The sequence below is a fragment of the Streptomyces sp. NPDC001502 genome (assembly GCF_042894785.1).
Taxonomy (GTDB): domain Bacteria; phylum Actinomycetota; class Actinomycetes; order Streptomycetales; family Streptomycetaceae; genus Streptomyces; species Streptomyces kutzneri.
In genome coordinates this window covers 62,134-88,954 of the sequence record NZ_JBIAVW010000032.1, presented here as the reverse complement: position 1 = coordinate 88,954, position 26,821 = coordinate 62,134, and the positions used below count along the sequence as shown (strand labels likewise).

Here is a 26,821-nt window from a genome sequence, read left to right as displayed (position 1 = left end):
GCATCTTCAGCCCCGCCGGCGTTTGAGGCGCGGGTCCGGGCAGCGCCCGGCGTGGATCCGGCCGCGCCGTACACCGCCGAGCCGCCCGCAGGGCACACGGCCCGCGCCGAACACACCATCCGAGGAGTCCACCGTGCACGCCTTACTGCCCGACGAGCCGCGCCGTACGGACAAGCGCCCCCTGATCGGCGTACTGGCCGCCAACACCATCTCCATATCCGGGAGTTCACTCACCCTCATCGGTGTCCCGTTCTTCGTGCTGCACACCACGGGCAGCGCCGGCCGGGCCGGGGTCGTCGCCTTCTGCGCCACCCTGCCCGTCATCGTGGCCGCCCTGGTCGGCGGACCGGTCATCGACCGGATCGGCCGCCGCCGGGTCTCCGTCACCTCCGACCTGATCAGCGGCCTGTCGGTCGGCGCGATCCCATTGCTGAACTACACGGGCGTCCTGGAGTTCTGGATGCTGTGCGCGCTGATGGCCGTCGGCGGCCTGGTGCACACCCCGGGCCTGACCGCCCGCGGCGTGCTCCTGCCGAATCTCGCCGAGCACGCCGGCACCACCATCACCCGGGCCGCCGGCCTCTACGACGCGGTCTCGCGCGGCGCCCGGATGATCGGGGCCGCGGTGGCCGGCCTGTTCATCGCGGCGTTCGGCGCCGAGACCGTACTGCTGCTGGACGCGGCGACCTTCGGGGCGTCGGCGCTGCTGGTCGCCGTCTTCCTGCGCGGGGTGCCGGCCGCCGAACCGCAGCGCACCGCCGGGAAGGTGTCCCTCAAGACGTACCGCGCCGAACTCGCCGAGGGCTGGGCCTTCATGACCCGTACCCGGCTGCTGCTGGGCGTCACCGTGATGGTCATGATGACCAACGGGCTGGACCAGGGCTGGTCCTCGGTCCTGCTGCCGGTGCACGGCCGGGATGCCCTCGGCGGCGCCACCGCGATCGGCCTGACGATCTCCCTCTTCGGAGGCTTCGCCCTGCTGGGCGCCCTGCTCTACGGGATGTGGGGCGAGCGCTTCCCGCGCCGCGCGGTGTTCACGGCGGCCTTCCTGCTCTCCGGGGCGACCCGGTACGTGGTGGCCGCCCTCACCGATACGACCCTGCCGCTCGCGGTGACGATGGCCCTGGCCGGCCTGGGCGCGGGCATGCTCAACCCGATCCTGACCACGGTCATGTACGAGCAGGTGCCGGAAGCGCTGCGCAGCCGCGTCTCGGGCGTGGCCACGGCGGGCTGCGAGCTGACGATGCCGATGGGCGGACTCGCCGCGGGCCTGCTGGTCGACGGGTTCGGGGTCACCACCGCGCTGCTGCTGTTCGGCGGCACGTACCTGCTGACGACGCTCGCCCCGATGGTCTTCCCGGCCTGGCGCGGACTGGACCGGGCGCCGGCCGTCAGCAGGACGGAGCCGGCTCTCCCCGGTTCAGCGCGCGAAGAGAGTTCACCGCATCCGTCAGCGAGGTGACGGGGACCAGCCGCAGCCCCTCGGGGAGTTCGGACAGGGCGTCCGCGCACTCGGCCTTCGGTACGAGGAACACGCTCGCCCCGTCGCGCCGCGCGGCCTGGGTCTTCAGGGCCACCCCGCCGACCGCGCCGACCTCGCCGTCGGCGGTGATGGTGCCCGTACCGGCGATGCTGCGACCGCCGGTGAGATCGCCGCCGCTGCCGTCACCGTCGAGCTTGTCGACGATGCCGAGGGAGAAGAGGAGCCCGGCGCTCGGGCCGCCGACGTCGGCGAGGTTGAGCTCGACCTTCACGTCCTTGGGGTCCTTGTGGAGGAAGCCGAGGGCCGCGTCGGTGGCGGCCGACTGCGACTTGGACATTTCCTCCAGGTTGTGCTTCTCGATCTCCTCGTCGCTTCCGCCGGAGGAGTAGACGGCCTCCCGGGGCATGACGGCCTGATCGGTCTTGAACCAGTGGCCGATCAGCTCGTGCAGCTTCATGGTCGAGGACGGGCCGGTGGCCCGGATGGTGGTCATCCGCAGCTCGCCCTTGGTGTCCCGGACCGGGGCGCCGGTCACGGTGATGACGGGCTTGCCCTGGTCGGAGCCCAGAACGTCGGCCGTGAGCCCGGGAATGGCGACCACGAAGGGCAGCGGCGCGAAGGCCGCGGCGGCGAAGAGCCCGAGCACGGGCACGGCGCAGACAGCCAGGGCGGCGGGACGCGGCAGACGTGAGAGGCGTGAGAGCACCCGCCCAATCTATCCGGCCCCTCCCACCCCACCGCCCCACCCCAGCCCCGCCGGGCACATCCCAGCCCCGCCGGCGTTTGAGGCGATCCTTCAGCCCCGCCGGCGTTTGAGGCGCGGGGGTCCGGGGGCAGCGACCCCGCAACGGCGCCGCACCCGGCAACGAACCGCCGAGCCCGCGGCCTAGCGAAGGGCGTCGGCGACCTCGCGCGCCGCGTCGACCACCCGCGGCCCGACCCGCTCCGGCACCGCGTCCGCCAGCATGACGACGCCGACGCTGCCTTCCAGCCCGGTGATGCCCACGAGCGGCGCGGCGGCGCCACTGGCGCCCGCTTCCAGCTCCCCGTGGGTCAGCGTGTACCCCGGCTCGATCAGGGAGCCCTGACGGGCTGCCAGGATGGCCCGCCCGGCGGCCCCGCGGTCCAGCGGGTGGCGGAAGCCGGCCCGGTAGGCCACGTGGTAGTCCGTCCAGGTCGGCTCCACGACGGCGACGGCGAGCGCCTCGGTGCCGTCGACGAGGGTCAGGTGCGCGGTGGCACCTATGTCCTCGGCGAGGGACCGCAGCGCGGGCAGGGCGGCCTCGCGTACGAGCGGGTGGACCTGGCGGCCCAGCCGCAGCACTCCGAGGCCGACCCGGGCCCGGCCGCCGAGGTCACGGCGGACCAGGGCGTGCTGTTCGAGGGTGGCGAGGAGCCGGTAGACCACGGTGCGGTTCACACCGAGGCGGTTGGAGAGCTCGGTGACGGTCAGACCGTGGTCGGTGTCGGCGAGCAGTTTGAGGACTCTGAGCCCTCTGTCGAGAGTCTGGGAGGTTTCCGCGGTCACGACGCCTCTCCCTCTTTCGGTGAGCGGCGGTGACTCTCGGGGTGGCGCGCCGCCGGTCCCGCGGCGACGCACGGAGAGGCCGCCGGTAGCGGCCATTGCACCGGCTGCGCTCCCGCGGCGGCGCTGCCACGGTGCGTTTGATGCGGGGACAGTAGCGAGCGGGTCCGCTCAGCGGAAGGGCTCGTCCAGAATCCGGGCGCCTGCTACCTCTTTATGCCGTTTCCTGATCGGTCTCGGTGTCAATTCGTGACCTCGATTGCCACAGGACGTCTTTACCGCCCCATTACTCTGAGCATGTTCAAAACGACTGTGATCGTCTCCAGGGGGGATGCGCCCACGCGCACCTGGAGTCCACGAGGGGGAAGCACCGCATATGAAGCTCAAGCGCATTGCCATGGTCGCCGCCGCCGCGGTGGTGGGCCCGACGGTCCTGATGGCCACCCCGGCGATGGCCGACGAGGTCAGCAGCCCGGCGGTCACGACCCCGGACGCGGCACCGAAGGACGACGCGGCACCGGCGACCGGGGAGACCACCGAGACTGCGGCGCCCGACGCGCAGAAGCCCGGGTCCGTCCAGCAGCCGCAGGCCCCGGAGACCCAGCAGCAGCCGAAGCAGGAGCAGCCGGCCGAGGCCGCCCCGGCCGAGAAGAAGGCTGAGAAGAAGGCCGAGGAGCAGGTCGCCGCCGCGGGTCCGAAGCTGACCCTGGACGGGCTCCCCACCAGTTTCGCGGCGGGCGCCGGCTGGAGCGGGTTCTCCCTGCACGTGGACAACTCGGGCCGCCCGGCGGTCGACGCCCACTCGCTCGAACTGGTCCTCTGGACGCTCGACACCTTCGGCTGGGAGGCGGGCGACATCCAGACGGAGATCTACGCTCCCGACTCCAAGGGTGCCTGGGGCTGGCACGCGGTCGAGGCGTACGGATCCGAGGAGGTGTACTCCTTCAGCCTGGCCGACGTCGATGTCGAGAAGAACGAGGTCTTCGACCTCAAGCTTCGGATGAAGTTCGGCAAGGACACCCCGCCCTCCCGTTTCTCCCTGTCCACGACCTCCGAGGGCGGCAGCGGGGACCGCGTCCGGTACGAGTCCAAGGTCACCGGTCCCGGGCAGGAGGAGAACAACGGCCCGAAGGTCGCGGTGCAGGGCCTGCCCAAGGGCGGCTTCACGGCCGGCGGCGCCTGGCAGCCGTTCTTCCTGAGCGTGGACAACTCCGGCAAGAAGAAGATCGACGAGTACGGCTTCACGCTCATCTTCGACAACGCCGTCAACAGCATCCGGGGCAAGCACCTCGACCTGGAGATCTGGAACGGCGAGCGCTGGGTCCCCACCGTGAAGGATCCGTCCGGTCAGCTCGCCGGCACGATCATCGCGCGCGCCGTCGGCAAGGACGCGAAGTTCGACATCATGCTGCGGGCCAAGTTCGGCAAGGACGCCCCGGTCGGCAAGATCTTCGCCGTCGTGCTCGCGGACGATCACGGCGTGGACCACATCACCTCCGACGTGGCCTTCGCCCACACCTCGATCAACCCGGCGGCGAGCACCGGCAACCAGCCCACGCCGGACGGCGGCGCCAAGCCGATCGTCGACGGAAACGGGACCGGAAACGCAAGCGGGACCGGTACGGGAACCGGGACCGGCACGGCGCCCACCACCGGTGGTCAGCTGGCCGAGACCGGCTCCGACGCGGCCACCAGCTGGGCCCTCGGCGGCGCCGGCGTGGCGCTCGCCATGGGCGCGGCCCTGGTCGCCGGCAACGGCCGCCGGCGCCGCCCGAGCGCGTAACGGCGGACGGGGTCCGTGCGAACCTCCGCACGGACCCCGTCCCCCACTTCATGGGAACTCACCGCATACGGGTGGCCCACTCCTGCACCTTCTTGATCCGCTCGCGCAGCTGCCCCGCCGTCGCCTCCGCGCTCGGCGGCCCGCCGCACACCCGGCGCAGCTCCGTGTGGATCACCCCGTGCGGCTTGCCGCTCTGGTGGACGTAGGCGCCCACCATCGTGTTCAGCGACTTGCGCAGCTCCAGCAGCTCCTTGTGCGAGACCACGGGCCGCCGCTCCGCCGGCAGCTCCAGCAGGTCGGCCTCCGCGTCCGGCTTGCGCCGGCTGTGCGCGATCTGCCGCGACTGCCGCTTCTGCAGCAGCATCTGCACCTGGTCCGGCTCCAGCAGCCCGGGGATGCCGAGGTAGTCCTGCTCCTCCTCGCTGCCCGGGTGCGCCTGCATGCCGAACTCGGCGCCGTCGTAGAGGACCCGGTCGAAGACCGCGTCGGACTCCAGCGCCTCGAAGGACATCTGCTCGTCCTCGCCGGTGTCCTCGTCCTCCTGCTTGTTCGCCTCGTCCATCTCCTTCTCGGACTCGGCGTACGGGTCTTCCTCGCCCTGCTTCTTCGGCTTGTCGAGGACGTGGTCGCGCTCGACCTCCATCTCGTTGGCGAAGCCGAGGAGATAGGGAATGGTCGGCAGGAACACGGACGCGGTCTCGCCGCGCCTGCGCGAACGCACGAAACGCCCGACGGCCTGCGCGAAGAACAGCGGCGTCGAAATGGTGGTGGCGTAGACGCCCACCGCGAGGCGCGGTACGTCGACGCCCTCGGACACCATCCGGACCGCGACCATCCAGCGGCTGCCATCCTCGCTGAATTCGTCGATCCGCTTCGACGCGCCGGTGTCGTCGGAGAGCACCACGGTCGCCTTGCTGCCGGTGATCTCCCTCAGCAGCTTGGCGTAGGCGCGCGCCGAGTCCTGGTCGGAGGCGATGACGAGGCCGCCGGCGTCCGGGATGCCCTTCCTGACCTCCGTCAGCCGCCGGTCGGCGGCGCGCAGCACGTTCGGCATCCAGTCGCCGCGCGGGTCCAGCGCCGTGCGCCAGGCCTGGGAGATGGCGTCCTTGGTCATCGGCTCGCCGAGCCGGGCGGCGATCTCGTCGCCGGCCTTGGTCCGCCAGCGCATGTTGCCGCTGTAGGAGAGGAAGATGACCGGTCGGACGACGCCGTCGCCGAGCGCGTTCCCGTAGCCGTAGGTGTAGTCGGCGGAGGACCGGCGGATCCCGTCGTTGCCCTCCTCGTACGTGACGAAGGGGATCGGGTTCGTGTCGGACCGGAAGGGCGTTCCGGTCAGGGCCAGGCGCCGGGTCGCCGGGTCGAAGGCCTCCAGGCAGGCCTCGCCCCAGGACTTCGAGTCACCGGCGTGGTGGATCTCGTCGAGGATGACGAGGGTCTTGCGCTGCTCGCAGCGGTTGCGGTGCAGCATCGGCCGCACGCCGACACCGGCGTAGGTGACCGCGACCCCGTGGTAGTCCTTGCTGAGCGGTCCGGCGGAGTACTCGGGGTCGAGCCGGATGCCTATCCGGGCCGCCGCCTCCGCCCACTGCTTCTTCAGGTGCTCGGTCGGCGCGACGACGGTCACCTGCTGCACGACGTGGTGGTGCAGCAGCCAGGAGGCGAGGGTGAGCGCGAAGGTGGTCTTGCCGGCGCCGGGCGTGGCGACCGCGAGGAAGTCCCGCGGCTGGTTCTGGATGTAGCGGTCGAGCGCCCCCTGCTGCCAGGCACGCAGCTTGTTGGCGGTACCCCAGGGGGCACGGCCGGGGAAGGCGGGTGAGAGATGGTGGGAGGCGGTAGTAGTCACGGTCTCCGGTTCGTGCTCTCGGCGTATCTGGTACGGGTGGCAGGCAGTCGTACGTAGGACAACCGGGCCACCCTACCGGCCCGGGCCCGCCCCTCGCGGAGGGACAGGCCCGTGACCTCGGCGGGTGCGGCGAGCGTCACATCGGCGGGGCGAGCAGCGCCCGCAGCCGGGCCGCGATCCGCGCGACGTCCGTCTCGTGCCCGGCGGCCACATCGATGACCAGCGCGTACGCGGCCTCCTGGTCCACGTCGCCCGGATCGGCCCCGTTCACGGCGAGGAAGGTCGCCGCGGCGAGCCAGGCGGTGCGCTTGTTCCCGTCGACCAGCGGGTGGTTGGTCGCGATGCCGTGGAGCAGCGCGGCGGCCTGCTCGTACGGGTCCTCGTACGCGGGGGTCCCGAACATGCGGGCCCTCGGCCGGTGCACCGCCGACTCCAGCAGGCCGGGGGCGCGCAGTTCGACGGGCTGGTCCTGGGCCAGGCAGGCGTGCCGGGCGAGGTCGAGGACCTCGGCGAGCGTGAGGTGGCGCACCGGGGCCGTCGGGGCGCTCATTCGCCGAGCCGCTTCAGCAGGGGCGCGTGCCGCTGCGCGAGCCGCAGCGCCTCGGCCCCGACCCGGCTGCGCTCGGCGCGCAGCAGCGCCCGTACGGCGTCCAGCGCGAGCTCCTCGGGCGACCGGCCCGTCGCGTCGGCGAGGTCGGCGCACTCCGCGCGCTCGGCGTCGGAGAGTCTGATGATCAGCTCGTTCATGGGCGGAACGGTAGTGCGGCCGCCGGTCGTGGTGCAGCCGAATTCTCCGGCGCCCGGCAGGCCCGGGCGGTCACTGCTTGACGGGGTCCTTGGCGGGGTCCTCGGCCGGATCTTCGGCTGGATCCTTGGCGGGATCCAGGCGGGTCGCCACCCAGGCCCCGACCAGCGCCACGCAGGCCATCGGCAGGAACACCACGGCGAAGGCGGCCGGGTGCGAGGCCGACGCGTCGGCGGTCACGCGGTGGGCGGCCCCCACCGCACCACCGCCCAGCGCGGCGAACGCGGCGCCCCCGCCGGCCAGCAGCACCACGTTCGCCAGCGCGTCCGAGATCTGCAGCGAGGCGGAATTGGCCCCCGCCTCCTCCGGCGCCGACAGCTGGAGCAGCAGCACGCTCGTGGAGCCGATCACCAGGCCCATGCCCAGGCAGCCGACCGCCCAGGCCAGCGCCAGCGTCCACACCGGCACGGACTCGATCAGCACGGCGGGCGCCGCGGCGATGGCCAGCGCCACCAGCACCATCCCGCCCACCATCAGCCGTTCCCGGTACGGCGCCACCCGGCCCTTGGACTGGACCCACGAGCCCGCCGCCCAGGTCAGCCCGCCCAGCGCGAGCGAGAACCCGGCCATCGTCGGGCTCAGCCCCCGCTGGGTGACCAGCATCAGCGGTACGAAGCTCTCCGCCGCGATGAACGACCCGGCGGCGACCCCGCGCAGCAGCACCACGGACGGCAGCCCGCGCCGCGCCAGGTAGGTCCCGCGCGGCAGCAGCCCCAGCACGGCGGGCACGAGCAGGGCGGCGCCGGCGATGCCGGGTGCCAGCGACAGCCACCGCAGGTCCTGGGCGGCGTACTGGAGCAGCCCCGCCCCCACCGAGATGCCGAAGGCCAGCCGGATCCGGCGCCGGTCGAAGGCCACGGGCGGGGCGTCGGGGTCGACGGGCCCGGACGCGGTGCGCCGTATCGCGGGCAGCGCCACCACCAGCGGGACGACGACGAGGGCCGGTATCCCGAGGAACACCCACCGCCACCCGAGGTGCTCGGTGACGGTCCCGGAGGCCAGCGGGCCGACGATCGAGGGGACCACCCAGCTCGCGGCGAACGCGGCCATGATCGCGGGCCGCAGCCGCTCCTCGTAGGCCCGGCTGACGACGACGTACAGGGCGACGATGACCAGCCCGCCGCCGAAGCCCTGGACGGCCCGGCCGAGGACGAACACCCACATGACCCCGGCGGTGCCGGAGATCACGAGCCCGGAGGCGAAGGCGGCGATGCCGACGGTCAGCGGCCGCAGCGGCCCCTGCCGGTCGGCCCACTGGCCGGCCAGGACCATGCCGAAGAGGCTGGTGGTGAAGTAGGCGGAGAAGGCGAAGGCGTAGAGCCCGATCCCCTCCAGCTCGCGGGCGGCGACGGGCATGGCCGTGCCGACGGCGGTGGCCTCGAAGGCGATGAGGAAGACGACGGAGATGATCCCGATGCTGAGCGTCCGGTACGCGGGCCCGAGAATCCCGCCCCGGGGCGGGGGCGGGATCGGTGCGGTTCTCTGGGGCACACGGGGTTCAAGGGCGCTCATCGCCCCAGAGTAAGGTGCGTAGCCCCGGAGTGACCCTGTCAATTCGACGGATCCCGCTCTCGTCCCGGAGACCTAGGCCGGACGGACTGTGAACGCGGCATGGCAGTCGCATTGCACGGGCCGCGTATCCCTTCCCCGGCCCCGCGGGCCCCCGTAGCGTCATGCACGTCACCACCACACAGCCGTGTGCCCGAGTGGTTGAGGGACTCGCCTGCAAAGCGGGTTACGCCGGTTCGAATCCGGTCACGGCTTCGCGGCGGGCCGTCCAGGGGCAGGCGCACCCCTGGGCGGCCTTCGCCTTTTCCGGCTCAGGCTCCGCAGCCGGTCTGCTCCTTGGCGAACTCCAGGTACTTCTTCATGAGCCCCGCGAACAAGGGGCGGCGTTCCTCCTGCTTGATCTGCTCCGTCGAGCCGTCGAGCCACAGCTTGAGCTCGAAGGCCTCGGTGGGGCCGTTGCAGGAGAGGAAGATCGCGGCACCGCTGTCCCACAGCTTGCCGTTCTCGGCGAAGGGGAGCGGCTCCGGCTTCTGCTCGTCGACCGCAGGAGCCCAGAAGAAGTGCTGTCCCTGCGGCAAACGCTCCGCCGCCGCGAAGAACCGGGTCTTCCCGTCCACATAGATGTTGCAGAGCGCGCTCTTGCGGCCGGCGCTCAGACGGACATCGGCCGGCCCGTCCACCTGCGTCTCCTCCCCCGTACCCATGAGGGGCGCGAGCTCCGTCGGTGTGAAGGCCCCGAAGCAGGTGGATCCTGGCAGCGCGGGCGCAGCCGGCGCCTTGCCGTCGGAGCAGCCGGCGAGCAGTGCCGCCCCCATGGCGGCGGCGACGAGCACACGAGGGGTGCGGGGACGGGGCATCAGGATCCTCCGTTCATCGTGGCCACCAGGTCCCGGCCGACCGAGTAGGCGTTCGCCGTCTCCGTGGACGCGACACCGGCGTAGGAGTCGATGGTCCGCCCGGACAACCCGGATCCGCGGGCTGCGATGCGGACCGAGGCCGCGGCGGAGTCGGACGCGCCGGTCTGCGCGCGCACGTACTCCTCGCCTGCCTTCTGGTTGCTGTCCTCGACCTTCTTCGCAGCGTCCTTCTCGGCCCCCTCGACCACGCTCTCCGTGATGTCCTCCTGAAGCCATTCGACGACGTCGCCGGCCAGCGGCACCAGTTCGAGGTACTTGCCGCCCGCCGCGGTGATACCGCGGTTGACCCACTTGGCGTTGTCCTCGACGCCCTTGACGTACTCCTCCTGCTGGTGGGCGTTCTCGCCGAACGTGCCCTCCGCCCGGGCCTCGGACAGCATGCCGGCGATCTGTCCGCCGGGGTGCACCGCGACCTTGACGGCCGCATCGACGTCGTCGTACTCGCCCCGATGGGTGAAGACGTCATTGACCAGTGCCGTGGTGAAGGTCCGCTGGGCCGTGGTCATCGCACCGTAGGCCTCCGGATCCTGGCCCACCGCCCCGATGAACCGAGCCATGCCGGCCTTGTCGAACTCGGCCATCTCGCCGTTGGCCTTGATCGTCCCGCTGCCGTTCTCCGCAGCGGCCTGGATGTCCGGCATGTACTCGGCCGCCATCTGGCCGAAGTGCCCGGACAGGCCGTTCAGCGGCCCGTCCGGTTCCTTCGGGTCCGCGTCGATCAGCTCCGGCTTGTCGCCGATCTTCTCGACGACCCGCTCCATGACGGCCGCCATCTCCTTGCTGTGCGCGACCGGCGGGGAGTCCTCGTCGCCGGGCCCCCGGTGCGAGACCGCCGCCATCAGGGCATCGCCGACCGCCTGCTGGGCCGGGTGCAGGTCGCCGGTCCGCGACATGTCGAAGCTGTCCATGTACGGCTTCTTGTCGAGCATGTAGTCGACCATGCCCTGGTCCTTGCCGTGCTGCCCCGAGACCGGCTTGTCGTCCTTCGTGACGATGCCGTCCTGGTTGCCGTCCTCGCGGACCGGCTCGTTGAAGAAGGCCGTCGCCGCGTCCGGATTGTTGCCCAGCGCCTCCATCAGGCCGGTCAGCGGGTAGAAGCCGCGGCCGTCCTGGCCCTGGCTGAGGACGGACTCCAGACCGTACGGGGTGTGGAACTCCCAGGCACCCGGGTCCTTGCGGTCCATGGCGACCATGTCGCGGCCGACCGAGGTGAGGAACTCCGTGTCGTACTTCCCCTCGCGCAGCAGCGCGCCCAGGGCCTGGTAGCCGTAGATCTGCTGCACGCCGCCGTAGACGGCCATCTCCTTGCGGCCCGCCTTCATCAGCTGGGTCGTCCAGGCCGCGTCGAGGTGGTGGGGAACGTCCTTGTGCGTCGCGAGCCCCAGCATCGCGCCCATGTCGCTCTGGATGTTCGCGACCATCAGCGCGCGGTCCTTGCCGGGCGCCCCCAGGCCGGTCGCGTCGAGGGACATCTTGGAGTACATCTCCAGCGTGCCCTCGGCGCCGATCGTCCGGTAGAAGCCCGTGGAGAACTCGGGGTCCGTACGGTTGTCGTCGAGCAGCTCCTCCAGCTCGCGCAGCGCCTCGACGTTGCGCGCCGTGCCGCCCTCGCCGGTGACCTTCTTCATCAGGTCGGCGGCGCGGGCCGCCTGTTCGGCATCGACGGTGGCGAATTTCGCTCCGCTGAAGTCGTGTTCGTCCGCGAGGTTCGCCCGGAGGACCCGGACGAGGGAGTCGTCGGCGTCCTGCGCGTCCTCGACCGCCCGGTTGACACGGGACTGCCACGCGTTGCGGTTCGTGTTCAGGGTCTGCTGGTAGTCGGGGTCGTGCCGGGCCGCGTTCCGCTCCCCCTCGGTGGGCAGCGCAATGGCCGTGACCCGCCCATCGGCATCGACCTGGAAGCCGGCCGCCGGGGCCTTGGCGGCGAGCTTCTTCAGCTCGTCCTGGGCGGCCTTGAACGTCGCGTGCGCGTCGGCGAGGACCTGGTACATGCCCTTGGCGGCCTTGGCCGCGTCCTCGAACTCCTTGGCCGTCTTGTCGACGAACGGACGCGCCACGCCTGCGGTGACCCCGCTCCACTCGGCCTTGTCGGACTTCGCCTTCATGCCGTTGCGGGCGGCCTCGGCCATCTCGTCCAGCTTGCCGGCCATCGCCGTCCAGTCGGTGACGGCCGTCTGGAGCTTGTCCAGGGGCGCGTTCATCACGTTCTCGTAGGTCAGCATGCGGGGCGCCTACTTGAGGTATCTGTCTATTGCGGACGCCGCGAAGTCCGCCTGGAGCTGCTGCTCGTCCTTGGCGTGGGAGGCGAGCGAGTAGTTCAGGCCGTTGGAGATGTTGGCGCAGGCGGCCACGAGGGTCTTCACCTGGCTCTCCCAGACGCCGTTGGCCCTGAGGAGCGCCGCCCCGCTGGCGAAGGCCTCCTTCGTGAGGGCCCCGGCGGCTTCGGCGGTGGCGGTGACGGCGTGCTTGCCGTCGGTCTGCAGGCGCGTGTGCAGCTTGTACGCCTCGGAGCCGATCGCACCGATGTGGTCCTGATTGAGGTCGAGGTCACCGCCACCACCACCACCGCCGGGATCGGCGGGCGCCTGATTGAGGCGCATGGTGACATGGGCGGTGGCCGTGGCGCGAGCCGCCGACCATTCCTCGTCGAACGACATCGCGGGAACTCCCGAAGGCAGGGTGCAGGTCAGATCGGCCCCGGGTCAGCGGTTACGTCGTACGACGACCACGGTCACGGCTCCACCGATCAGCACGCAGGCTGCCAGACCGAGCCCGATCCAGGGAAGCGCGCTGCCGCTCTTCTTCTCCTCGGCCTGCGCGGCGGGCGTGGACGCGGCCGCGTCGGGGGCCTTGCCGTCGGGCGACGCGGAGGGCTTCTTGGCCGCGTCCGCCGCCGCGAGATCGGGCAGCGGGTAGACGTCGGCCGGACCGGGGTCGCCGGGGTTGGTCAGCGCGACGCGGGGGCGGACGATGCCGTAGCCGACGTAGTCGTTGCGCTCGACACCGTCGGTGGGCTTGCCCGCGGTGTTCAGGAGGACGCGCAGGACCTGGTTGTTGGTCCAGTCAGGGTGGGCGGACCAAATGAGGGCAGCGGATGCGGAGGCGAGGGCTGTCGCGTCACTTGTGCCGTGCTGCTTGCATACCCCCGTCTTGCCGCCGCATGCCGAGACAATGTCTACGCCGGGTGCGACCATGTCCACCTGGGGCCCGTGCTGCGACTCCTCGGTCGCCTTGCCCTTGGCATCTACTGCGCCTACGCCGACCACCCCAGGGGTCGCACCCGGGTACTGAACCTCGTTGCCTGCGTCCCCGGAATTCCCTACGGCCGCGAAGACCAGTTTCCCCTTCGAGAGCGCATACTTCACCGCTTCGGCCCTCGCCTGATCGTCCTCCGGCTTACCGGCGATCCCGAGGGAAATATTGATGATCTTGGCGTCCGAGTCTGCCGCATACCTGATGGCCGCAACCCAGGGCGGGGTCGCCAACCCTTCAACATCAGAGACTCGGATGGGCAGAATCTTGGCAGCCGGTGCGAGTCCGTAAGCGCCGTCACCCGTCGGGTGCTTGCCCGTGCCGGCAATGATCGCGGCCATAGCGGTGCCGTGTGAGCCGGAGGAAGTGCGCTCGTCCCCTGGGAGCGACGTTGCGAAATTCTTTCCAGAGACGACCTGGCCCTCCAGCTCAGGAACGTCCTTGACCCCACCGTCGATGACAGCGACGGTGACGCCCTTACCGGTGCTGACCTTCCAAAGGTCGTCGACCTTCATGGCGTCGAGATGCCATTGCTGCGATCGAATGGTCGCCGCGTGGGCCGGGGTCGCGGCGACCCCGGCCAACAGCAGACCCACCAGGGCCGAGGTCGCCTTACGCATGTGCATCCCGCGCCATGTCCGTTCTGCTCAGTCGATCACCGGCGGAACAACACGACGGCTGCCCTGCCAGGTCTCTTCATCCTCGGCCAGGTAGTCAGGGCGTTCGCCCCCCTGGTCGTTCCGTCGCTTACCCGGAGCCTGCGTGCCGGCGCCCGCGTGGCCCACGGGACCCATGCCCGCGCCGCCGGCGCCATTGCGCACGAGACCCGAACCGCCTGGAGTGAACGGCTGCCCACCCGCGACGGGGCGACCGACCGCACCGGTCTGACGCCCTCCGACGACGCCTCCCGGCTCCGAGGCCAGTCGACGTCCGCCAGAGAAGCCTCCCTGACTGCTGCCGTGGGCGCCACCGCCACCGTGGCCCATACCTCCGCCCCCCATGGGACGGCCTGCCTGGGCGCCTTCACCGATGACCGTTCCACGCGGGATACTCGAGCTGGGTCCGGTGGAGGACACCTGACGGCCACCCATGATGCCGCTGTCACGCGGGAGCATGCCGGGCAGGCCGCCGCCCTTGCCGAGGGGACCGGTCGTGCCCGGGCCAGGGATGCCGGGGCCGAAGACGCCGGGGAGACCCGGCCCCTTCACCCCGCTGATCGGGGGGACGGCCATGGGCGGCACGAAGGGGCCGGGGGTCGGACCGCCGGGGCTCGTGGGCAGCGGGCCACCGGGCGTCGTCGTCACTGGAGGCAGTGTCTGGTTCGGAGGCAGCGTGCCGACGGTGTCGAGGTCCACCTCCACGTCACGGTCGGGGGTCACCGGCGCGGGCAGAGTCGTCGTCGGCAGAGTGTTGTCCGGCTGCGATTGACGTCCCTGAACAAAACCTGGCTCGTTCGCGGGCGCACTGCCGCCAGGACCTGTCATCGGGTACGACGAACCGCCAGAGCCGACTCCTCCGGAGCCTCCGCCGGACCGTTCCAAGTCTGTGGTACCACCGAGATCCGGCGGCAGGAACTTCTCCGGCGGCGGCGGGAACGTCGGGATCTCCGCCTTGTTCATCTCGTCTGTCGACTGCTGGTACGACTGCGCCAGGTTCGTCATCAGCCGCACCGCCTCGCGGTGGTCCGCGTCCAGAATCGTCTGCGCCTCCGAGCGGACCGTCGCCGCGTCCGGGTCGTTGTGGTGCTCGATCGCCGCCGCGAGGTTCTTGGTCGCGGTCGCGTCGACGGCGGTCATCTTCGTGGCCTCGGTCATCGTCTGGACGACCTTGCCCATCCACTCCCCGCCCTTGGCGCTGTACTCGCCCAGGCGCAGCGTCGCGTTGCCCGCGCGGCCCACCCACTGCTGGAAGGCGTCGGCTCCTTCGCCCTCCCAGCCGGACACGACGTGGCGCTTGAGCGCGTCGCCGATCGCCTCGATCTTCTTGGCGGCCGCCGCCAGTTGGTCGGCCCGCGCCTGGACCGAGGCAGGGTCCAGCGAAGCGATCATGTCGCGCATCTGCTGGTGCGTGAAGCCTTCGAATGACGTTGCCATCAGTAGGTAACTCCCGACGTGCTGGGCGACGGAGTCGGAGTCGTGGGCGTCGTCGGCTGGTTGGACGCCGCCAGGCGGCGCTGTTCCTCCGGCCACGGGTCACGGTCCGGCACGTACTCCTTCGTCGCTTCCTTGGCGATGGACGCCATGCGCCGCCTCGTCTCCTCGTCCACGCCGTCGTAGCCCTTGCCCGCCGTCAGGACCGCGATGCCCAGGGCCTCGATCTGCCCCGCCAGCCCCTTTGAGAGCTTCTGCAACTCCGTAATGACCGTGTCGTACGACTTGAACAGCGCGTCGACCTCCGCGAAGCCCTTGCCGAGCTTGTTGGACGGCAGTTTGTCGTCCGCCAGCTTCTTGTGGTCCGCGTCCGAGCCGGTGAGGTCGTCCAGGAGGCCGTCCACCATTTTCTTGTACTCGGTCATCGAGTCGAACTCGATCCGCAGCGCCGCAGTGGCAGCGTTGTAGGCCATCCCTGCGATCGCGCCCATCGGGCCCGCGATCCCCAGTGTGAGGGCCGTTGCTACTTGGCCCGCCCCGTTGTCGTCTGCCACGTTGGCCTCCCCGACTCCCCGTCATCCCCGTGGTCGCGGCGTTTCCGCCGCTCCCCGTCCCCGTTCGCACCCGTGTCCGCACGTACACGCACACCGGTACCGATCACTCTAGCGACCGGTACCGACAGGCCCAAGTCCGGGGTTGCACGTGCAATGCGGGTCACACGGTCACGAGTTGGGTGTACCCACCGCCGCGGAAGGCCTGATCGGCAGGCGGTTCACCGGGCGGCCCGTGGCTGCGCGGACCGCCGAGGCCACCGCCGCCGGGGTCGTCACCACGGGGACCGCGCTCGCCGCCTTCGCGCCGAACGGGGCCACCACGTCGCGCTCTTCGACCAGCTTGACGATGCGGACCGCCGGGGCGTCCAGCGCCGTCGGCAGCGCGTAGCCCGTCAGGTCCGGGTGGCGGATCAGGCCGGAGACCGTGCGGAGGTTCTCCGTCAGGGCCGCGCCCACTCCCTGGGTGACCCCCGCCTCGATACGGGCCTCCAGCTGACGGGGGTTCAGGATGCGGCCCACGTCCTGGGCCACCGCGAGTTCCACGACCCGGACCGAGCCCAGTTCGATGTCCACGTCCACCACCGCGCGGATCGCGCAGAAGGCGAGGCCCACGAAGGCGTCGCCCTGGCCGTCCGCGTCCAGGGGCTCCGTGGGGTGGGGGCGGCACTGGGCCGTCGCCCAGAGTTCCTTGCCGACCATCGCCTCCGCCACCGACATCGAGAACGCGCCGTCGTACGACGTGATGCGACCGTCCTGGATCTGCAGGAGTTCCGTCGACATGCCCAGCTTGTGGGCCATCGGCTGGAGGAGCTGGGTGCGGACCATCTTGGCCGCCCGCTCCACCGCGCCACCCGACACCCATGTGTGGCGGCCGTGCGCCGACGGCCCGGCCGGCGGCTGGTCGGTGTCCACCGGGGCCATGGCGACCTCGTCGACGCCCAGGACCTCCTGGACGATCTGCCGGGCCAGCGTGGCGAAGCCCTGGCCGGTGTCGACGGCCGCGCAGATGACCGTGGCCGCGCCGCCCACCACCTTCACCGTGGCCGTGGAGACCTCGTCGGCCCCCTCGGCGCCGAGCATGTGGACCATGCCGACGCCGTAGCCCACCCCGCGCCGTACCGCGCCCGGCTCGCCCGCACCCTCCGGGCCGCCGGGCAGCAGCCACTCGTCCTCCGGGGCGTCCTTGGGCAGGGCGGGCAGTTCGAAGTCGCGGACCGCGCGCAGCAGCTCCGCCACCGGGGCCGGGCAGGTCACCGTCTGGCCGGTGGGGAGCAGGTCTCCCGTCGCCAGGACGTTGCGCAGGCGCAGCTCGGCCCCGTCGATGCCGAGGGCGGCCGCGAGCTTGTCCATCTGGCCCTCGTACGCGGCGCACACCTGCATGGCGCCCTCGCCGCGGACGTGGCCCGACGGCGGGTTGTTGGTGCGTACCGCCCAGCCCTCGACGAAGGCGTGCGGGACGACGTACGGGCCGCAGGCGAAGGCCACCGCCGCCGCCAGGGACTCGGAGGAGGAGTCGGCGTAGGCGCCGCCGTCCATCAGGATCTGTGCCTCGACCTTGACCAGGCGACCCTCCGCGTCCGCGTGGTGGCGGTAGCGCAGCAGGGTCGGATGCCGGTGGGTGTGGCCGAGGAAGGACTCTTCGCGGGTGGCGGCCAGTTTGACCGGGCAGCCCGTGCGCAGGGCGAGCAGGCCGAGCGGGAGCTGGAAGGCGGCGTCCTCGCGGTCGGCCGTCGCGCCCGGCACGCCGGTGACGACCACGCGCACGCGGTCCGGATCCAGTCCGAAGCAGGCGGCGGCCAGGTCGCGGTCGGTGTGCGGGTCGGTGGACGCGGTGTAGAGCTCCACGCCGCCGTCGGGGCGCGGCACGGCCAGTCCGGCCTCGGCGCCGATGGGGGCGGGGTCCTGGCGGCCGATCCGGTACAGGCCCTCGACCACGACGTCGCCGGTGGCTTCCGGGTCGCCGTAGCGGAGCGGGATGTGCCGGATCAGGTTGCCGTCGGGGTGCAGGGCGGGGGCGCCGAAGGACTGCTCGGGGTCGGTGACGGGGTCGAGGAGCTCGTACTCGACCGCGATCGCGGCGGCGGCGAGCCGTGCGGTGTCGGGGTGGTCGGCGGCGACGGCGGCGATGGCCTCGCCGTGGTGGCGTACGACGTCGTGCGCGAATACCGGCCGGTCGGCGATCCGGCGGCCGTGTGTGGTGGCGCCGGGCACGTCGGCGTGGGTGACGACGGCGCGGACGCCGGGCATCTCGGCGGCGGCCGTGGTGTCGATGGAGAGGATCCGGGCGTGGGCGTGCGGGGAGCGCAGCACGGCGGCCCACAGGAGGCCCTCGGCCCACAGGTCGGCGGCGTAGGGGAAGGTGCCCTCGGTCTTGGCGCGGGTGTCCGCGGCCGGGACGGAGGCTCCGATTCCGCGCGGGGCCTGCTGTTCGGAGGCCTCGGAACCGGGGGCGGCCATGGCCGTCACCGTGGTGTTGACCGTTGTGGTCGCCGTCGCCGCGTCCTGCCCGCTCACGCCGTGCCTCCGTGGTGGATGCCGCCCTCGCCGGGCGCTGCCTGATGCGGGATGCGCGGCTCCGGTGCACCTGCGCCCGGGGCCGCGGGCTCCGCGGCGGCCGCCTCGCGCTCGGCCACGACCTCGCGCACGGCGTCGACGACGCCCGCGTAGCCGGAGCAGCGGCAGAGGTTGCCGCACAGGGCCTGACGGGTCTCCAGCTCGCTGGGGGCGTGATTGCCCTCCAGCAGGTCGTGGATGGTCATGGCCATGCCGGGTACGCAGAACCCGCACTGCACCGCACCCGACCTGCACAACGCCTGCTGGACGTCCGAGAGTTCCCCGTCCGTCGCGAGACCCTCGACGGTACGCACTTCGCTGCCGGCGGCCGTGGCGGCCGGTACCAGGCAGGAGGCGACGAGCCGGCCGTCGACCTGTACGGCGCAGGCACCGCATTCGCCCTGCGAGCAGCCGTCCTTGGCGCCCGCGAGGCCGAGGCGCTCGCGCAGCACGTACAGGAGGGACTCGCCGATCCAGGCGCCGGTGACGGGCCGGTCGGCGCCGTTGACGCGCAGGACGTAGGAGGCCGACGGGTGCTCGTGATGGGCGACGGCCCCGGCGGTCGCGGCTTCTTCGTACGTCGCCACCTCGGCCGGGAAACCTTCGGTGGTGCCCTCGTCCGGGAGTGCGTCCCCGCTGTCGGCGGTGCCATCGGTCGGCGTGGGGTCGGCCGGGGGCTTCTGCGCGGCCGGCCCGTCCCCGCTCCCGGAGTCGGACTCCGCGGCGGCGGGCTCCGCCTGGTGCGCGGGCCCGTGCGCGGCCTCGGGGCCGGGCTCCGGCGCGTGTCCGAACGCGGTGAATCCGTGGCCGTCGGTGCCGGCGGGCTGCGCGGGCTCGGCGGCCGGTGCCTGGAGACGGATCCCGCCGAAGAGATCCAGGTCGGCGGGGGCCACCGGCGGCTGGGCGGCGGCGACGGGCGCGGCCGAAGCGGCGGAGGTGGCGGCCTGTTCTGCGTACCCGGCGTACTCGCCCTGCCCGGCGTACTCCCCGTGGCCTGCGTGGCCTGCGTGCCCGGCGTGCCCCGTGTGCTCGCCCTGCCCCGCGTACTCGCCCTGCCCGGCGTACTCGCCCTGTCCCGCGTGGTCCGTGGCCCTGGCGCCCTCGGCGTGCTCCGCCGCCGGGCCGTGCGCGGCCTCGATGTCGTGCGGGGCCGGGTGCACCGGCTCACCCTCGGGCAGGGGGGTGCCCACCCCGGGCCCGCCCAGCACGCGCGGCCCACGTCCCGCGGCGCCCACTCCGGGGCCGCCGACCAGCCGTCCGGCGGCATGCGCGGTCGCGGCGGCGGCGGCCGAAGCGGCGGCGGCCTCGTCCGTGCCGGGCAGCACGCCGGCAGCGGCACCGGCGGCACCGGCGGCGGCCGCGTCTGGGTCCCCGGCCGGCTGCTGCGTCAGGTACGCCCAGGGCGCCGGGGCGCCGCCCGGCAGCGTCGCCGGGGCCTGGCTCCAGTCGGCGTCCAGAGCGCCCGGCCGGTAGTCGTTCGACTGCTCGGGGAATTCGTTGAACTCGGGCACGGCCCACTGCCCGGTCGCCGGACCGGCCTGCTCGGGCTCCTGCGCCGCCTCCGGGAACCGCCACTCGGCCGTCGCGCTCGGATCGGTCACCGGCGGCTCCGGCTCGGCCTCGGCGAACGCCGCCGCGACCGACGCCGGGATCGGGATCGACGCCGGGATCGGCCCGCCCACCGACCCGGAGCCCGGGCCCTGACCCGGGCCCGGGCCCTGACCGGCAGCACCAGCAGCGCCTGCACCGGCACCACCCGCCGGGCCGCCCGCCTCCGGCCACTGCACCGGAATCGCCCACGTCCCCGTGGCCGCCGGATCCGTACTGGCCGAGCCGAGCGGCACGATCATCGGCGGCGGCACGTAGCCGTGCCCGGGCGCCGCGAGCGGCTCCCCGGTGCCGAGCGCGTCCAGCATGTCCTGCGGCAGTTTCACGAAGGCCGTGGCGTCCGAGTCGTACTCGCCGCCCTGCGGGACCGGTTCCCAGCCCCAGCCCGCCGTGCCGTTCCCCTGGGTCACGTTCTCGTTCTCGTTCTCGCTCATGAGGTCAGCGCCCTCCCGAGGGCCCTGCGCGCCAGCACGGCCACCGTCCGCCGCAGATGCAGTACTCCGGGAGCCACCGGCTCGCCCTGGTCGGGCACGCACGCGGCCGCGACGTACTCGCCGAAGGCCTCCAGCGCCTCGGGGGCCAGGGTCCGCCCGCCGTCCCAGTCGATCAGTGAGGCCACCCACTGCTCGGCCTCCAGCGGCCGCAGCGGCATCGGGGCGACCGCGCCGATGGCGCAGCGCACGCCCCGGCGCGCGGGATCCAGGACGAGCCCCACGGAGGCCACGGCACGCCCCGGCCCGGTACGGCCCGTGGCCTTCAGGAACACCTGCGGTGCGTGCAGCAGCGGCACCCGCACGAAGCCGATCAGCTCACCGGGCCGCAGCATCTCCCGCCCGGCCAGCAGGTACGACACCGGGATCTCCCGCTGCCCGCCCGGGCCGACGATGACGAGTACGGCCTCCAGCGCGGCCAGCACGGGCAGTGCGTCACCCGTGGGCGCGGCGGTGGCGATGTTGCCGCCGAGGGTGCCCGCGTTGCGGATCTGCGGGGGGCCGGCGGCCCGGGCCGCGGCCGCGAGCGCGGGGATCAGAGCGGCGAAATCCGGCCGTCCCATCCGGGCGTGCGTGAGGCCCGCACCGAGCAGTGCGTGGCCGTCCTGGTACTGCCAGCCGCGGATCTCGTTGATCCGGCCCAGGCCCACCAGGGCGGCGGGCCGCAGCAGCCCGGCGTTGACGGCGGCCATCAGGTCGGTGCCGCCCGCGACCGGCACGGCGGCGGGCATGGCGGTGAGCGCCGCCACGGCCTCGTCGAGCGAGGCCGGCAGCGTCACGGACTGCGCCGCCTGCGGGCCCTGCGGCCCCTGAGGTGAATCCAGTGCGTGCGGTGCGTGCGTGGTCAACCCAGCTGCCCCTTCCCGATGTCCCGGTTCCGGCGCTCGCGCCTGTTCCGCCGTACGGTACGTCCTCACCGCCGGGACGTGGCAACTCTGGCACATCTTCCGGGCCGCCCGGCGCGAGGGTCCGCCCGCTGCGGCCCGCCCCGGGCGCGGTGCCCCGTACGGGCCGTACGGCCCTGTCGCACCGCCTTCGGCGACTCTCCTCCCCGATTGCCCGATTTTCCCTGTATCGGGGGAAATTGAGGCAGAGTTCCACTCCCGTTCCCTTTCGGTTCGGGTCGGCGCCGTCATCCACTTGTCACACGTTCGGGGGCGCGCCCTCGATCGGACGCCCGAGCACACCGGGCCGCCGCTGCCGCGGCAACGGCCCGCCCGGCGGCCGGTAATCGACCCCCTGCGCGGCCAACCGCGCGTAGTGCGTGGCCATCCGCCCCTCGAAGCACGCGAAGTCGCGCTCCTCGGGTGCCGGCTGCCGTGACCACACCACCTCGGCGAAGGCCACCAGCCGCGGGAACACCTGGTAGTCGACCCGGCCCTGGTTCTCCATCACCTCGGTCCACACGTTGGCCTGCGCCCCCAGCACCCGGGCGGCGGCCTCCGGCGACAGCTTCGGCGGCACCGGCTCGAAGCGGTAGACGTCCTCCAGCGAGCGCACGTACCCGATGGGCATCGGCTCGTCCGCGCCGCCCGCCTGCCGGTGGTCGAGGTAGACCTGCTGCTCGGGGCACATGACCACGTCGTGCCCGGCCTCGGCGGCGGCGATCCCGCCCGCGTAGCCGCGCCACGAGGACACGGCGGCGCCGTCCGCGAGCCCGCCCTCCAGGATCTCGTCCCAGCCGATCAGCCGCCGCCCGCGCGCGGCGAGCCAGCCGTCGAAGTGCCGGACGAACCAGGACTGCAGCCCGTCCTCCCCGTCCACGCCCAGCTCGCGGATCCGCGCCTGGGCGACCGCGGAGGCCTTCCACTGCGCCTTGGGGCACTCGTCCCCGCCCACGTGCACGAAGGGTGAGACCTCGGCCGGGAACAGCTCCAGCAGCTCTTCGAAGACCCCCTCGTAGAAGCGCAGCACGGCCTCGGTGGGCGCGAGCACGTTCTCGGTGATCCCCCAGTCCTCCCAGACCCCGAGCGCGGCGGTGTCGACGACGTCGGTGTTGCCCAGCTCCGGGTACGCGGCGATCGCGGCCTGCGAATGCCCCGGTACGTCGATCTCCGGGACCACCCGGACATGCCGCTCGGCGGCGTACGCGACGATCTCGCGGATGTCGTCCTGCGTGTAGAAGCCGCCGTGCGGGGTCTCGTTCCACAGCGGCGAGGCCCGGTGGCCCCACCGGCTGCGCGGGCGCCAGCCGCCGACCCCGGTCAGCCGCGGGTAGCGCTCGATCTCGATCCGCCAGCCCTGGTCGTCGGTCAGGTGCAGGTGCAGCACGTTGAGCTTGTGCGCGGCGAGCAGGTCGATGTAGCGCAGCACGCCGTCCTTGGGCATGAAGTGCCGGGCCACGTCCAGCATCATCCCGCGCCAGCCGAACCGCGGGCCGTCCACGACGGAGGCGTACGGCAGGCTCCACGCGCGGCCGGGCAGCGGCGCCCTGCGGTACGCGTCGGGCCCCAGCAGCTGACGCAGCGTCTGGGCGCCCCAGAACAGCCCGGCCGCCGTCGCGCCCGTCAGCTCCGCCCCGTCCGGGCCGATCTCGATGCGGTACGCCTCCGGGCCCAGGTCTCCGGCGCCGTCCGGGTCGACGCGCAGCCGCAGCTCGGCGGTCACGCCGGCCCGGGCGGCGGGCAGCTCCCAGCCGGTGGCCGCGCCCAGTTCGCGCCGCAGCCAGCGCGCGACCGCCGCGGCTCCCGGCCCGGCGTCCAGGACCGGCTCGGGCCCGAACGCGAAGCGCCGCCCGCCCCCGTCGGGAACGGCGACCAGGGGTGCGGGGATCAGGTCCATGCGTCAGCCCTTCACGACGGCGTGCGCGTGTTGCGCCCTGCGCAACGCTCGTTCCGCAGGGCGCTCGTCGCGCCGACCCTAACGCGCCCCACCGGCACGGCAAAGACCCCCGGGCGCACTGTGGCGCACCGGGGGTCTCGGTCGGTCTCGGTCCCGCGGAAGACGGAGGGCCGGGTGGACTAGTTGTCCTTGCCGCCCTTGTCCTTGTCCCCGCCGGGGCCCATGGACTCGTAGATCTCCTTGCACATGGGGCAGACCGGGTACTTCTTCGGGTCCCGGCCCGGTACCCAGACCTTGCCGCAGAGCGCGACGACGGGGGTCCCGTCGAGCGCGCTCGCCATGATCTTGTCCTTCTGGACGTAGTGGGCGAAGCGCTCGTGGTCGCCGTCACCGTGCGACACCTGCGGCGTCGGCTCTACGAGGGTCCCCGTGCCAGTCCCGCGCTCGGGCTCAAGAGTGCTCATGGAACCCAGGGTACTTAACCCCGCGCCCGTCAGTTGAGCGACGGGTCGTCCGGATAGGTGGCGACCATCGCGAGCTCGCTGCGCTGGCGGCGCAGCACCGCCCGCCACAGCCGCTCCGGATCCGGGAAGGACACGTCCCCGGGCTCCGACTCCACCACGTACCAGGCGCCCTCGCCGAGCTCCGCCTCCAGCTGACCCGGGCCCCAGCCGGAGTAGCCCGCGAAGATCCGCAGCCCGCCCAGGGCGGCGGCCAGCAGTTCCGGCGGCGTCTCCAGGTCGACCAGTCCGATCGCCCCGTACACGCGGCGCCAGCCGAGCGGACCCTCCTCGCCCGGGATCACCGCCACGCCCAGGGCCGAGTCCATGGCCACCGGGCCGCCCTGGAAGACCACCCCGGGGTCGCCGGCCAGGGGCGCCCAGGACAGCAGGACGTCACCGACGCCCACGGGCGTCGGCCTGTTCAGGACCACGCCGAGGGAGCCCTGCTCGTCGTGGTCGAGCAGCAGCACGACCGCGCGGTCGAAGTTCGGGTCCGCGAGGGCGGGGGTGGCCACGAGCAGCCGCCCTGTGAGGGAGGACACCTCGGTCATGCCGCCATGATCCCGCACATCGGCCGATTCCGGGGAGCGGGCGGGAAGATCGGATCGATCGCAGCTCAGGGCGCACGGCAGCAGCGAGGAGCGCGCACGGACGGCGTAGGCGGAACGCAACACTCCGCCATGTGGTGGATACGGAGGGTGTTGTGCCGAATTCATGACAGTCCTACGGCCACGTCGGCCTTACGAACAAGGGGGTGGTGGCCCTTACCCTTTTCCCTGGCCCCCTGCCCACCCCTCTCCGGAACGCGAGATTCATGACCGGCATCAGTGACGATGTACTGCTTGTCCACGGCGGTACCCCGCTCGAGGGCGAGATCCGTGTCCGTGGTGCGAAGAACCTCGTGCCCAAGGCCATGGTCGCCGCTCTGCTCGGCAGCGGACCCAGCCGGCTGCGCAACGTTCCCGACATCCGTGACGTGCGCGTCGTCCGCGGGCTGCTCCAGCTGCACGGGGTGACGGTCCGTCCCGGCGAGGAGCCGGGCGAGCTCGTGCTCGACCCCACCCACGTCGAGAGCGCGAACGTCGCGGACATCGACGCCCACGCGGGCTCCTCGCGCATCCCGATCCTGTTCTGCGGCCCCCTGCTGCACCGGCTCGGCCACGCCTTCATCCCGGGCCTGGGCGGCTGCGACATCGGCGGTCGGCCGATCGACTTCCACTTCGACGTGCTCCGCCAGTTCGGCGCGACCATCGAGAAGCGCGAGGGCGGCCAGTATCTGGAAGCCCCGCAGCGCCTGCGCGGCTGCAAGATCCGCCTCCCCTACCCGTCGGTCGGCTCGACCGAGCAGGTGCTGCTGACGGCCGTCCTGGCCGAGGGCGTCACCGAGCTCAGCAACGCCGCGGTGGAGCCGGAGATCGAGGACCTCATCTGCGTCCTGCAGAAGATGGGCGCGATCATCTCCGTCGACACCGACCGGACCATCCGGATCACGGGCGTCGACCGCCTCGGCGGCTACAACCACAAGGCCCTCCCGGACCGTCTGGAAGCCGCCTCCTGGGCTTCCGCGGCGCTTGCCACCGGCGGCAACATCTACGTGCGCGGTGCCCAGCAGCGCTCGATGATGACGTTCCTGAACACCTTCCGCCGCGTCGGCGGGGCGTTCGAGATCGACGACGACGGCATCCGCTTCTGGCACCCGGGCGGCCCGCTCAACGCCATCGCGCTGGAGACGGACGTCCACCCCGGCTTCCAGACCGACTGGCAGCAGCCGCTCGTCGTGGCCCTGACGCAGGCCTCCGGCCTGTCGATCGTCCACGAGACGGTCTACGAGTCCCGGCTCGGCTTCACCTCGGCGCTCAACCAGATGGGTGCTCACATCCAGCTGTACCGCGAGTGCCTGGGCGGCAGCGCCTGCCGCTTCGGCCAGCGCAACTTCCTGCACTCGGCGGTCGTCTCCGGCCCCACCAAGCTGCAGGGCGCCGACCTGGTCATCCCCGACCTGCGCGGCGGATTCTCGTACCTGATCGCGGCCCTGGCCGCCGAGGGCACCTCGCGGGTCCACGGCATCGACCTGATCAACCGCGGCTACGAGAACTTCATGGAGAAGCTCGTGGAACTCGGCGCGAAGGTCGAGCTCCCGGGCGGCGACCTCGCCTGAGCCGTACCCGGACACCCGGACGTACGCAGAAAGCCCCCCGGGCCCCGCACAGGGCCCGGGGGGCTTTCCCGTGCCCCGGCCGAGGCCCGGGACAAGACCCCGACCGACCCGCTGCCCGACCGGATGCCCGGCCGAGGCCCGCCCAGGCCCAACCACGGCCCGCGCAGGCCCGTACGGAGCCGCACGGAGCCGTACGGAGCCGCACGGGGGTCCGGCGGGACGTGCCGGTGGCATACCTGGGCCCCGCCAGGCCCCTGACGGGCCCTCACAGGGCCTGCCAGGCCCGCCGGGCGGCCCGGGGGCGGTCCCCCGCCCGTCCGGGCCCACCGGGCCGCGTCCGGCCCCGGACATGCCGAAGGGCGGCCACCCCGCCCGGGGGTGACCGCCCATCGTCGTTCTGCGTACTACTGCCGTTCCAAAGGCCTGTGCGGCCCTCGGCGCCGGGGCAGGACTTACTTGCCCTTGGCGGCTTCCTTGAGCTTGGAGCCCGCGGAGACCTTCACGCTGTAGCCGGCCGGGATCTGGATGGGGTCGCCGGTCTGCGGGTTGCGCGCGGTGCGAGCGGCACGGTGGGTGCGCTCGAAGGTCAGGAAGCCGGGGATGGTGACCTTCTCGTCGCCCTTGGCGACAATCTCGCCGACGGTCTCGGCGAGCGCGGCCAGAACGGCGTCGGCGTCCTTGCGGGTCACCTCGGCGCGCTCGGACAGAGCGGCCACCAGCTCACTGCGGTTCATGTTGTACTCCCGTGTTCAACTTGCCTTAGAGGCGTGAGATCGAAGCCGATGCTGCCAGGGCCCTAGGACAGTCCCCGGACCCGGGTCTGAACGTCAGACCCTCTCGCCCGGTTACGCATCCTGCCCCCACCAGCGGCGGGAAAGCCAATCCGGCACCCGTCGGGGTCACACGAAAAGCGCCACAGTCACGCCGCGGTGACGCTCCGTCCACGCCTTCGCTCACGCGCCGCCG

22 protein-coding genes and 1 tRNA gene are annotated in these 26,821 nt (G+C 72.4%); 4 read left to right on the top strand and 19 right to left on the bottom strand.

Features of this window, described 5'->3' with window-relative positions; all coding sequences use genetic code 11:
* Window positions 1-133: 133 nt before the first annotated feature.
* A complete protein-coding gene (locus tag ACFY0D_RS36680; RefSeq protein WP_390802228.1) occupies window positions 134-1,462 on the top strand; it encodes an MFS transporter in 1,329 nt (442 codons plus the stop codon).
* On the opposite strand, the gene ACFY0D_RS36675 is transcribed toward ACFY0D_RS36680, so the two are convergent.
* Together ACFY0D_RS36675 and ACFY0D_RS36670 are read right to left on the bottom strand one after the other, a co-directional pair.
* The gene (locus tag ACFY0D_RS36675) at window positions 1,392-2,189 is read right to left on the bottom strand and encodes a S16 family serine protease (protein WP_390802227.1); all 798 of its coding nucleotides are present in this window, start codon (window positions 2,187-2,189) and stop codon (window positions 1,392-1,394) included. The genes ACFY0D_RS36680 and ACFY0D_RS36675 overlap by 71 nt on opposite strands.
* A gap of 180 nt (window positions 2,190-2,369) precedes the next feature.
* On the bottom strand, window positions 2,370-3,011 hold the full coding sequence (locus ACFY0D_RS36670; RefSeq protein WP_007264382.1) for an IclR family transcriptional regulator: 642 nt from the start codon (window positions 3,009-3,011) through the stop codon (window positions 2,370-2,372).
* A 373-nt stretch (window positions 3,012-3,384) separates the two neighbouring features.
* Here ACFY0D_RS36670 and ACFY0D_RS36665 point away from each other — a divergent pair, with 373 nt between their 5' ends.
* On the top strand, window positions 3,385-4,791 hold the full coding sequence (locus ACFY0D_RS36665; protein ID WP_390802226.1) for a hypothetical protein: 1,407 nt from the start codon (window positions 3,385-3,387) through the stop codon (window positions 4,789-4,791).
* A gap of 58 nt (window positions 4,792-4,849) precedes the next feature.
* On the opposite strand, the gene ACFY0D_RS36660 is transcribed toward ACFY0D_RS36665, so the two are convergent.
* The 4 genes from ACFY0D_RS36660 to ACFY0D_RS36645 form a co-directional block, all read right to left on the bottom strand.
* Window positions 4,850-6,634, bottom strand: coding sequence for a DEAD/DEAH box helicase (locus ACFY0D_RS36660; protein WP_390802225.1), 1,785 nt, complete (start codon window positions 6,632-6,634; stop codon window positions 4,850-4,852).
* Between the two features lie 136 nt (window positions 6,635-6,770).
* The gene (locus ACFY0D_RS36655) at window positions 6,771-7,184 is read right to left on the bottom strand and encodes a type II toxin-antitoxin system death-on-curing family toxin (RefSeq protein ID WP_390802224.1); all 414 of its coding nucleotides are present in this window, start codon (window positions 7,182-7,184) and stop codon (window positions 6,771-6,773) included.
* Window positions 7,181-7,381 carry a hypothetical protein gene (locus ACFY0D_RS36650; protein WP_351158775.1) on the bottom strand — a complete coding sequence of 67 codons (201 nt, stop codon included), beginning with the start codon at window positions 7,379-7,381 and terminating at the stop codon, window positions 7,181-7,183. The genes ACFY0D_RS36655 and ACFY0D_RS36650 overlap by 4 nt, the downstream gene beginning before the upstream one ends.
* Window positions 7,382-7,451: 70 nt before the next feature.
* A complete protein-coding gene (locus ACFY0D_RS36645; RefSeq protein WP_390802223.1) occupies window positions 7,452-8,951 on the bottom strand; it encodes an MFS transporter in 1,500 nt (499 codons plus the stop codon).
* Between the two features lie 180 nt (window positions 8,952-9,131).
* Here ACFY0D_RS36645 and ACFY0D_RS36640 point away from each other — a divergent pair.
* Window positions 9,132-9,203: transfer RNA gene (locus ACFY0D_RS36640), tRNA-Cys, on the top strand.
* A gap of 56 nt (window positions 9,204-9,259) precedes the next feature.
* Here the strand turns inward: ACFY0D_RS36640 and ACFY0D_RS36635 are convergent.
* From ACFY0D_RS36635 to ACFY0D_RS36580, 12 genes are all read right to left on the bottom strand, one after another.
* Entirely contained in the window at window positions 9,260-9,805 is a 546-nt protein-coding gene (locus ACFY0D_RS36635) for a hypothetical protein (RefSeq protein ID WP_390802222.1), read from the bottom strand.
* Complete coding sequence (locus tag ACFY0D_RS36630) at window positions 9,805-12,087, bottom strand: hypothetical protein (protein WP_390802221.1); 2,283 nt, start codon at window positions 12,085-12,087, stop codon at window positions 9,805-9,807. Before ACFY0D_RS36630 ends, ACFY0D_RS36635 begins: the two co-directional genes overlap by 1 nt.
* 9 nt (window positions 12,088-12,096) lie before the next feature.
* Window positions 12,097-12,522 (bottom strand): hypothetical protein, encoded by a 426-nt coding sequence (locus ACFY0D_RS36625; RefSeq protein ID WP_390802220.1) that lies wholly within the window; start codon window positions 12,520-12,522, stop codon window positions 12,097-12,099.
* A gap of 45 nt (window positions 12,523-12,567) precedes the next feature.
* Window positions 12,568-13,737: a type VII secretion-associated serine protease mycosin gene (mycP, locus tag ACFY0D_RS36620; RefSeq protein ID WP_390802219.1), complete on the bottom strand. Its 1,170-nt coding sequence runs from the start codon at window positions 13,735-13,737 to the stop codon at window positions 12,568-12,570.
* A gap of 27 nt (window positions 13,738-13,764) precedes the next feature.
* Complete coding sequence (locus ACFY0D_RS36615) at window positions 13,765-15,174, bottom strand: hypothetical protein (RefSeq protein ID WP_390802218.1); 1,410 nt, start codon at window positions 15,172-15,174, stop codon at window positions 13,765-13,767.
* 35 nt (window positions 15,175-15,209) lie between these two features.
* Window positions 15,210-15,761, bottom strand: coding sequence for a hypothetical protein (locus tag ACFY0D_RS36610; RefSeq protein WP_390802217.1), 552 nt, complete (start codon window positions 15,759-15,761; stop codon window positions 15,210-15,212).
* Between the two features lie 168 nt (window positions 15,762-15,929).
* Window positions 15,930-18,218, bottom strand: coding sequence for a xanthine dehydrogenase family protein molybdopterin-binding subunit (locus ACFY0D_RS36605; RefSeq protein ID WP_390802234.1), 2,289 nt, complete (start codon window positions 18,216-18,218; stop codon window positions 15,930-15,932).
* Between the two features lie 53 nt (window positions 18,219-18,271).
* A complete protein-coding gene (locus ACFY0D_RS36600) occupies window positions 18,272-20,356 on the bottom strand; it encodes a (2Fe-2S)-binding protein (protein ID WP_390802216.1) in 2,085 nt (694 codons plus the stop codon).
* Entirely contained in the window at window positions 20,353-21,330 is a 978-nt protein-coding gene (locus ACFY0D_RS36595; protein WP_390802215.1) for an FAD binding domain-containing protein, read from the bottom strand. The genes ACFY0D_RS36600 and ACFY0D_RS36595 overlap by 4 nt, the downstream gene beginning before the upstream one ends.
* A gap of 226 nt (window positions 21,331-21,556) precedes the next feature.
* Window positions 21,557-23,194, bottom strand: a complete 1,638-nt coding sequence (locus tag ACFY0D_RS36590) for a beta-N-acetylhexosaminidase (protein ID WP_390802214.1) — start codon at window positions 23,192-23,194, stop codon at window positions 21,557-21,559.
* Window positions 23,195-23,373: 179 nt separating this feature from the next.
* Window positions 23,374-23,658: a DUF3039 domain-containing protein gene (locus ACFY0D_RS36585; protein WP_215018346.1), complete on the bottom strand. Its 285-nt coding sequence runs from the start codon at window positions 23,656-23,658 to the stop codon at window positions 23,374-23,376.
* A gap of 29 nt (window positions 23,659-23,687) precedes the next feature.
* Window positions 23,688-24,248, bottom strand: a complete 561-nt coding sequence (locus tag ACFY0D_RS36580; RefSeq protein WP_390802213.1) for a YqgE/AlgH family protein — start codon at window positions 24,246-24,248, stop codon at window positions 23,688-23,690.
* Between the two features lie 263 nt (window positions 24,249-24,511).
* On the opposite strand from ACFY0D_RS36580, the gene murA reads away from it, so the two are divergent.
* Window positions 24,512-25,855, top strand: coding sequence for a UDP-N-acetylglucosamine 1-carboxyvinyltransferase (murA, locus tag ACFY0D_RS36575; RefSeq protein ID WP_390802212.1), 1,344 nt, complete (start codon window positions 24,512-24,514; stop codon window positions 25,853-25,855).
* Between the two features lie 452 nt (window positions 25,856-26,307).
* Here murA and ACFY0D_RS36570 read toward each other — a convergent pair whose 3' ends face one another.
* Entirely contained in the window at window positions 26,308-26,589 is a 282-nt protein-coding gene (locus tag ACFY0D_RS36570; RefSeq protein ID WP_007264399.1) for an HU family DNA-binding protein, read from the bottom strand.
* Between the last annotated feature and the right edge of the window lie 232 nt (window positions 26,590-26,821).

Coding starts and splice junctions, on each gene's coding strand:
- ACFY0D_RS36615 (WP_390802218.1), bottom strand. CDS start 15,174: ATGCGCGACATGATCGCTTCGCTGGACCCTGCCTCGGTCCAGGCGCGG.
- ACFY0D_RS36580 (WP_390802213.1), bottom strand. CDS start 24,248: ATGACCGAGGTGTCCTCCCTCACAGGGCGGCTGCTCGTGGCCACCCCC.
- murA (WP_390802212.1), top strand. CDS start 24,512: ATGACCGGCATCAGTGACGATGTACTGCTTGTCCACGGCGGTACCCCG.
- ACFY0D_RS36630 (WP_390802221.1), bottom strand. CDS start 12,087: ATGCTGACCTACGAGAACGTGATGAACGCGCCCCTGGACAAGCTCCAG.
- ACFY0D_RS36655 (WP_390802224.1), bottom strand. CDS start 7,184: ATGAGCGCCCCGACGGCCCCGGTGCGCCACCTCACGCTCGCCGAGGTC.
- ACFY0D_RS36585 (WP_215018346.1), bottom strand. CDS start 23,658: ATGAGCACTCTTGAGCCCGAGCGCGGGACTGGCACGGGGACCCTCGTA.
- ACFY0D_RS36590 (WP_390802214.1), bottom strand. CDS start 23,194: ATGGACCTGATCCCCGCACCCCTGGTCGCCGTTCCCGACGGGGGCGGG.
- ACFY0D_RS36600 (WP_390802216.1), bottom strand. CDS start 20,356: ATGAGCGAGAACGAGAACGAGAACGTGACCCAGGGGAACGGCACGGCG.
- mycP (WP_390802219.1), bottom strand. CDS start 13,737: ATGCGTAAGGCGACCTCGGCCCTGGTGGGTCTGCTGTTGGCCGGGGTC.
- ACFY0D_RS36570 (WP_007264399.1), bottom strand. CDS start 26,589: ATGAACCGCAGTGAGCTGGTGGCCGCTCTGTCCGAGCGCGCCGAGGTG.
- ACFY0D_RS36650 (WP_351158775.1), bottom strand. CDS start 7,381: ATGAACGAGCTGATCATCAGACTCTCCGACGCCGAGCGCGCGGAGTGC.
- ACFY0D_RS36665 (WP_390802226.1), top strand. CDS start 3,385: ATGAAGCTCAAGCGCATTGCCATGGTCGCCGCCGCCGCGGTGGTGGGC.
- ACFY0D_RS36625 (WP_390802220.1), bottom strand. CDS start 12,522: ATGTCGTTCGACGAGGAATGGTCGGCGGCTCGCGCCACGGCCACCGCC.
- ACFY0D_RS36635 (WP_390802222.1), bottom strand. CDS start 9,805: ATGCCCCGTCCCCGCACCCCTCGTGTGCTCGTCGCCGCCGCCATGGGG.
- ACFY0D_RS36605 (WP_390802234.1), bottom strand. CDS start 18,218: ATGGCCGCCCCCGGTTCCGAGGCCTCCGAACAGCAGGCCCCGCGCGGA.
- ACFY0D_RS36645 (WP_390802223.1), bottom strand. CDS start 8,951: ATGAGCGCCCTTGAACCCCGTGTGCCCCAGAGAACCGCACCGATCCCG.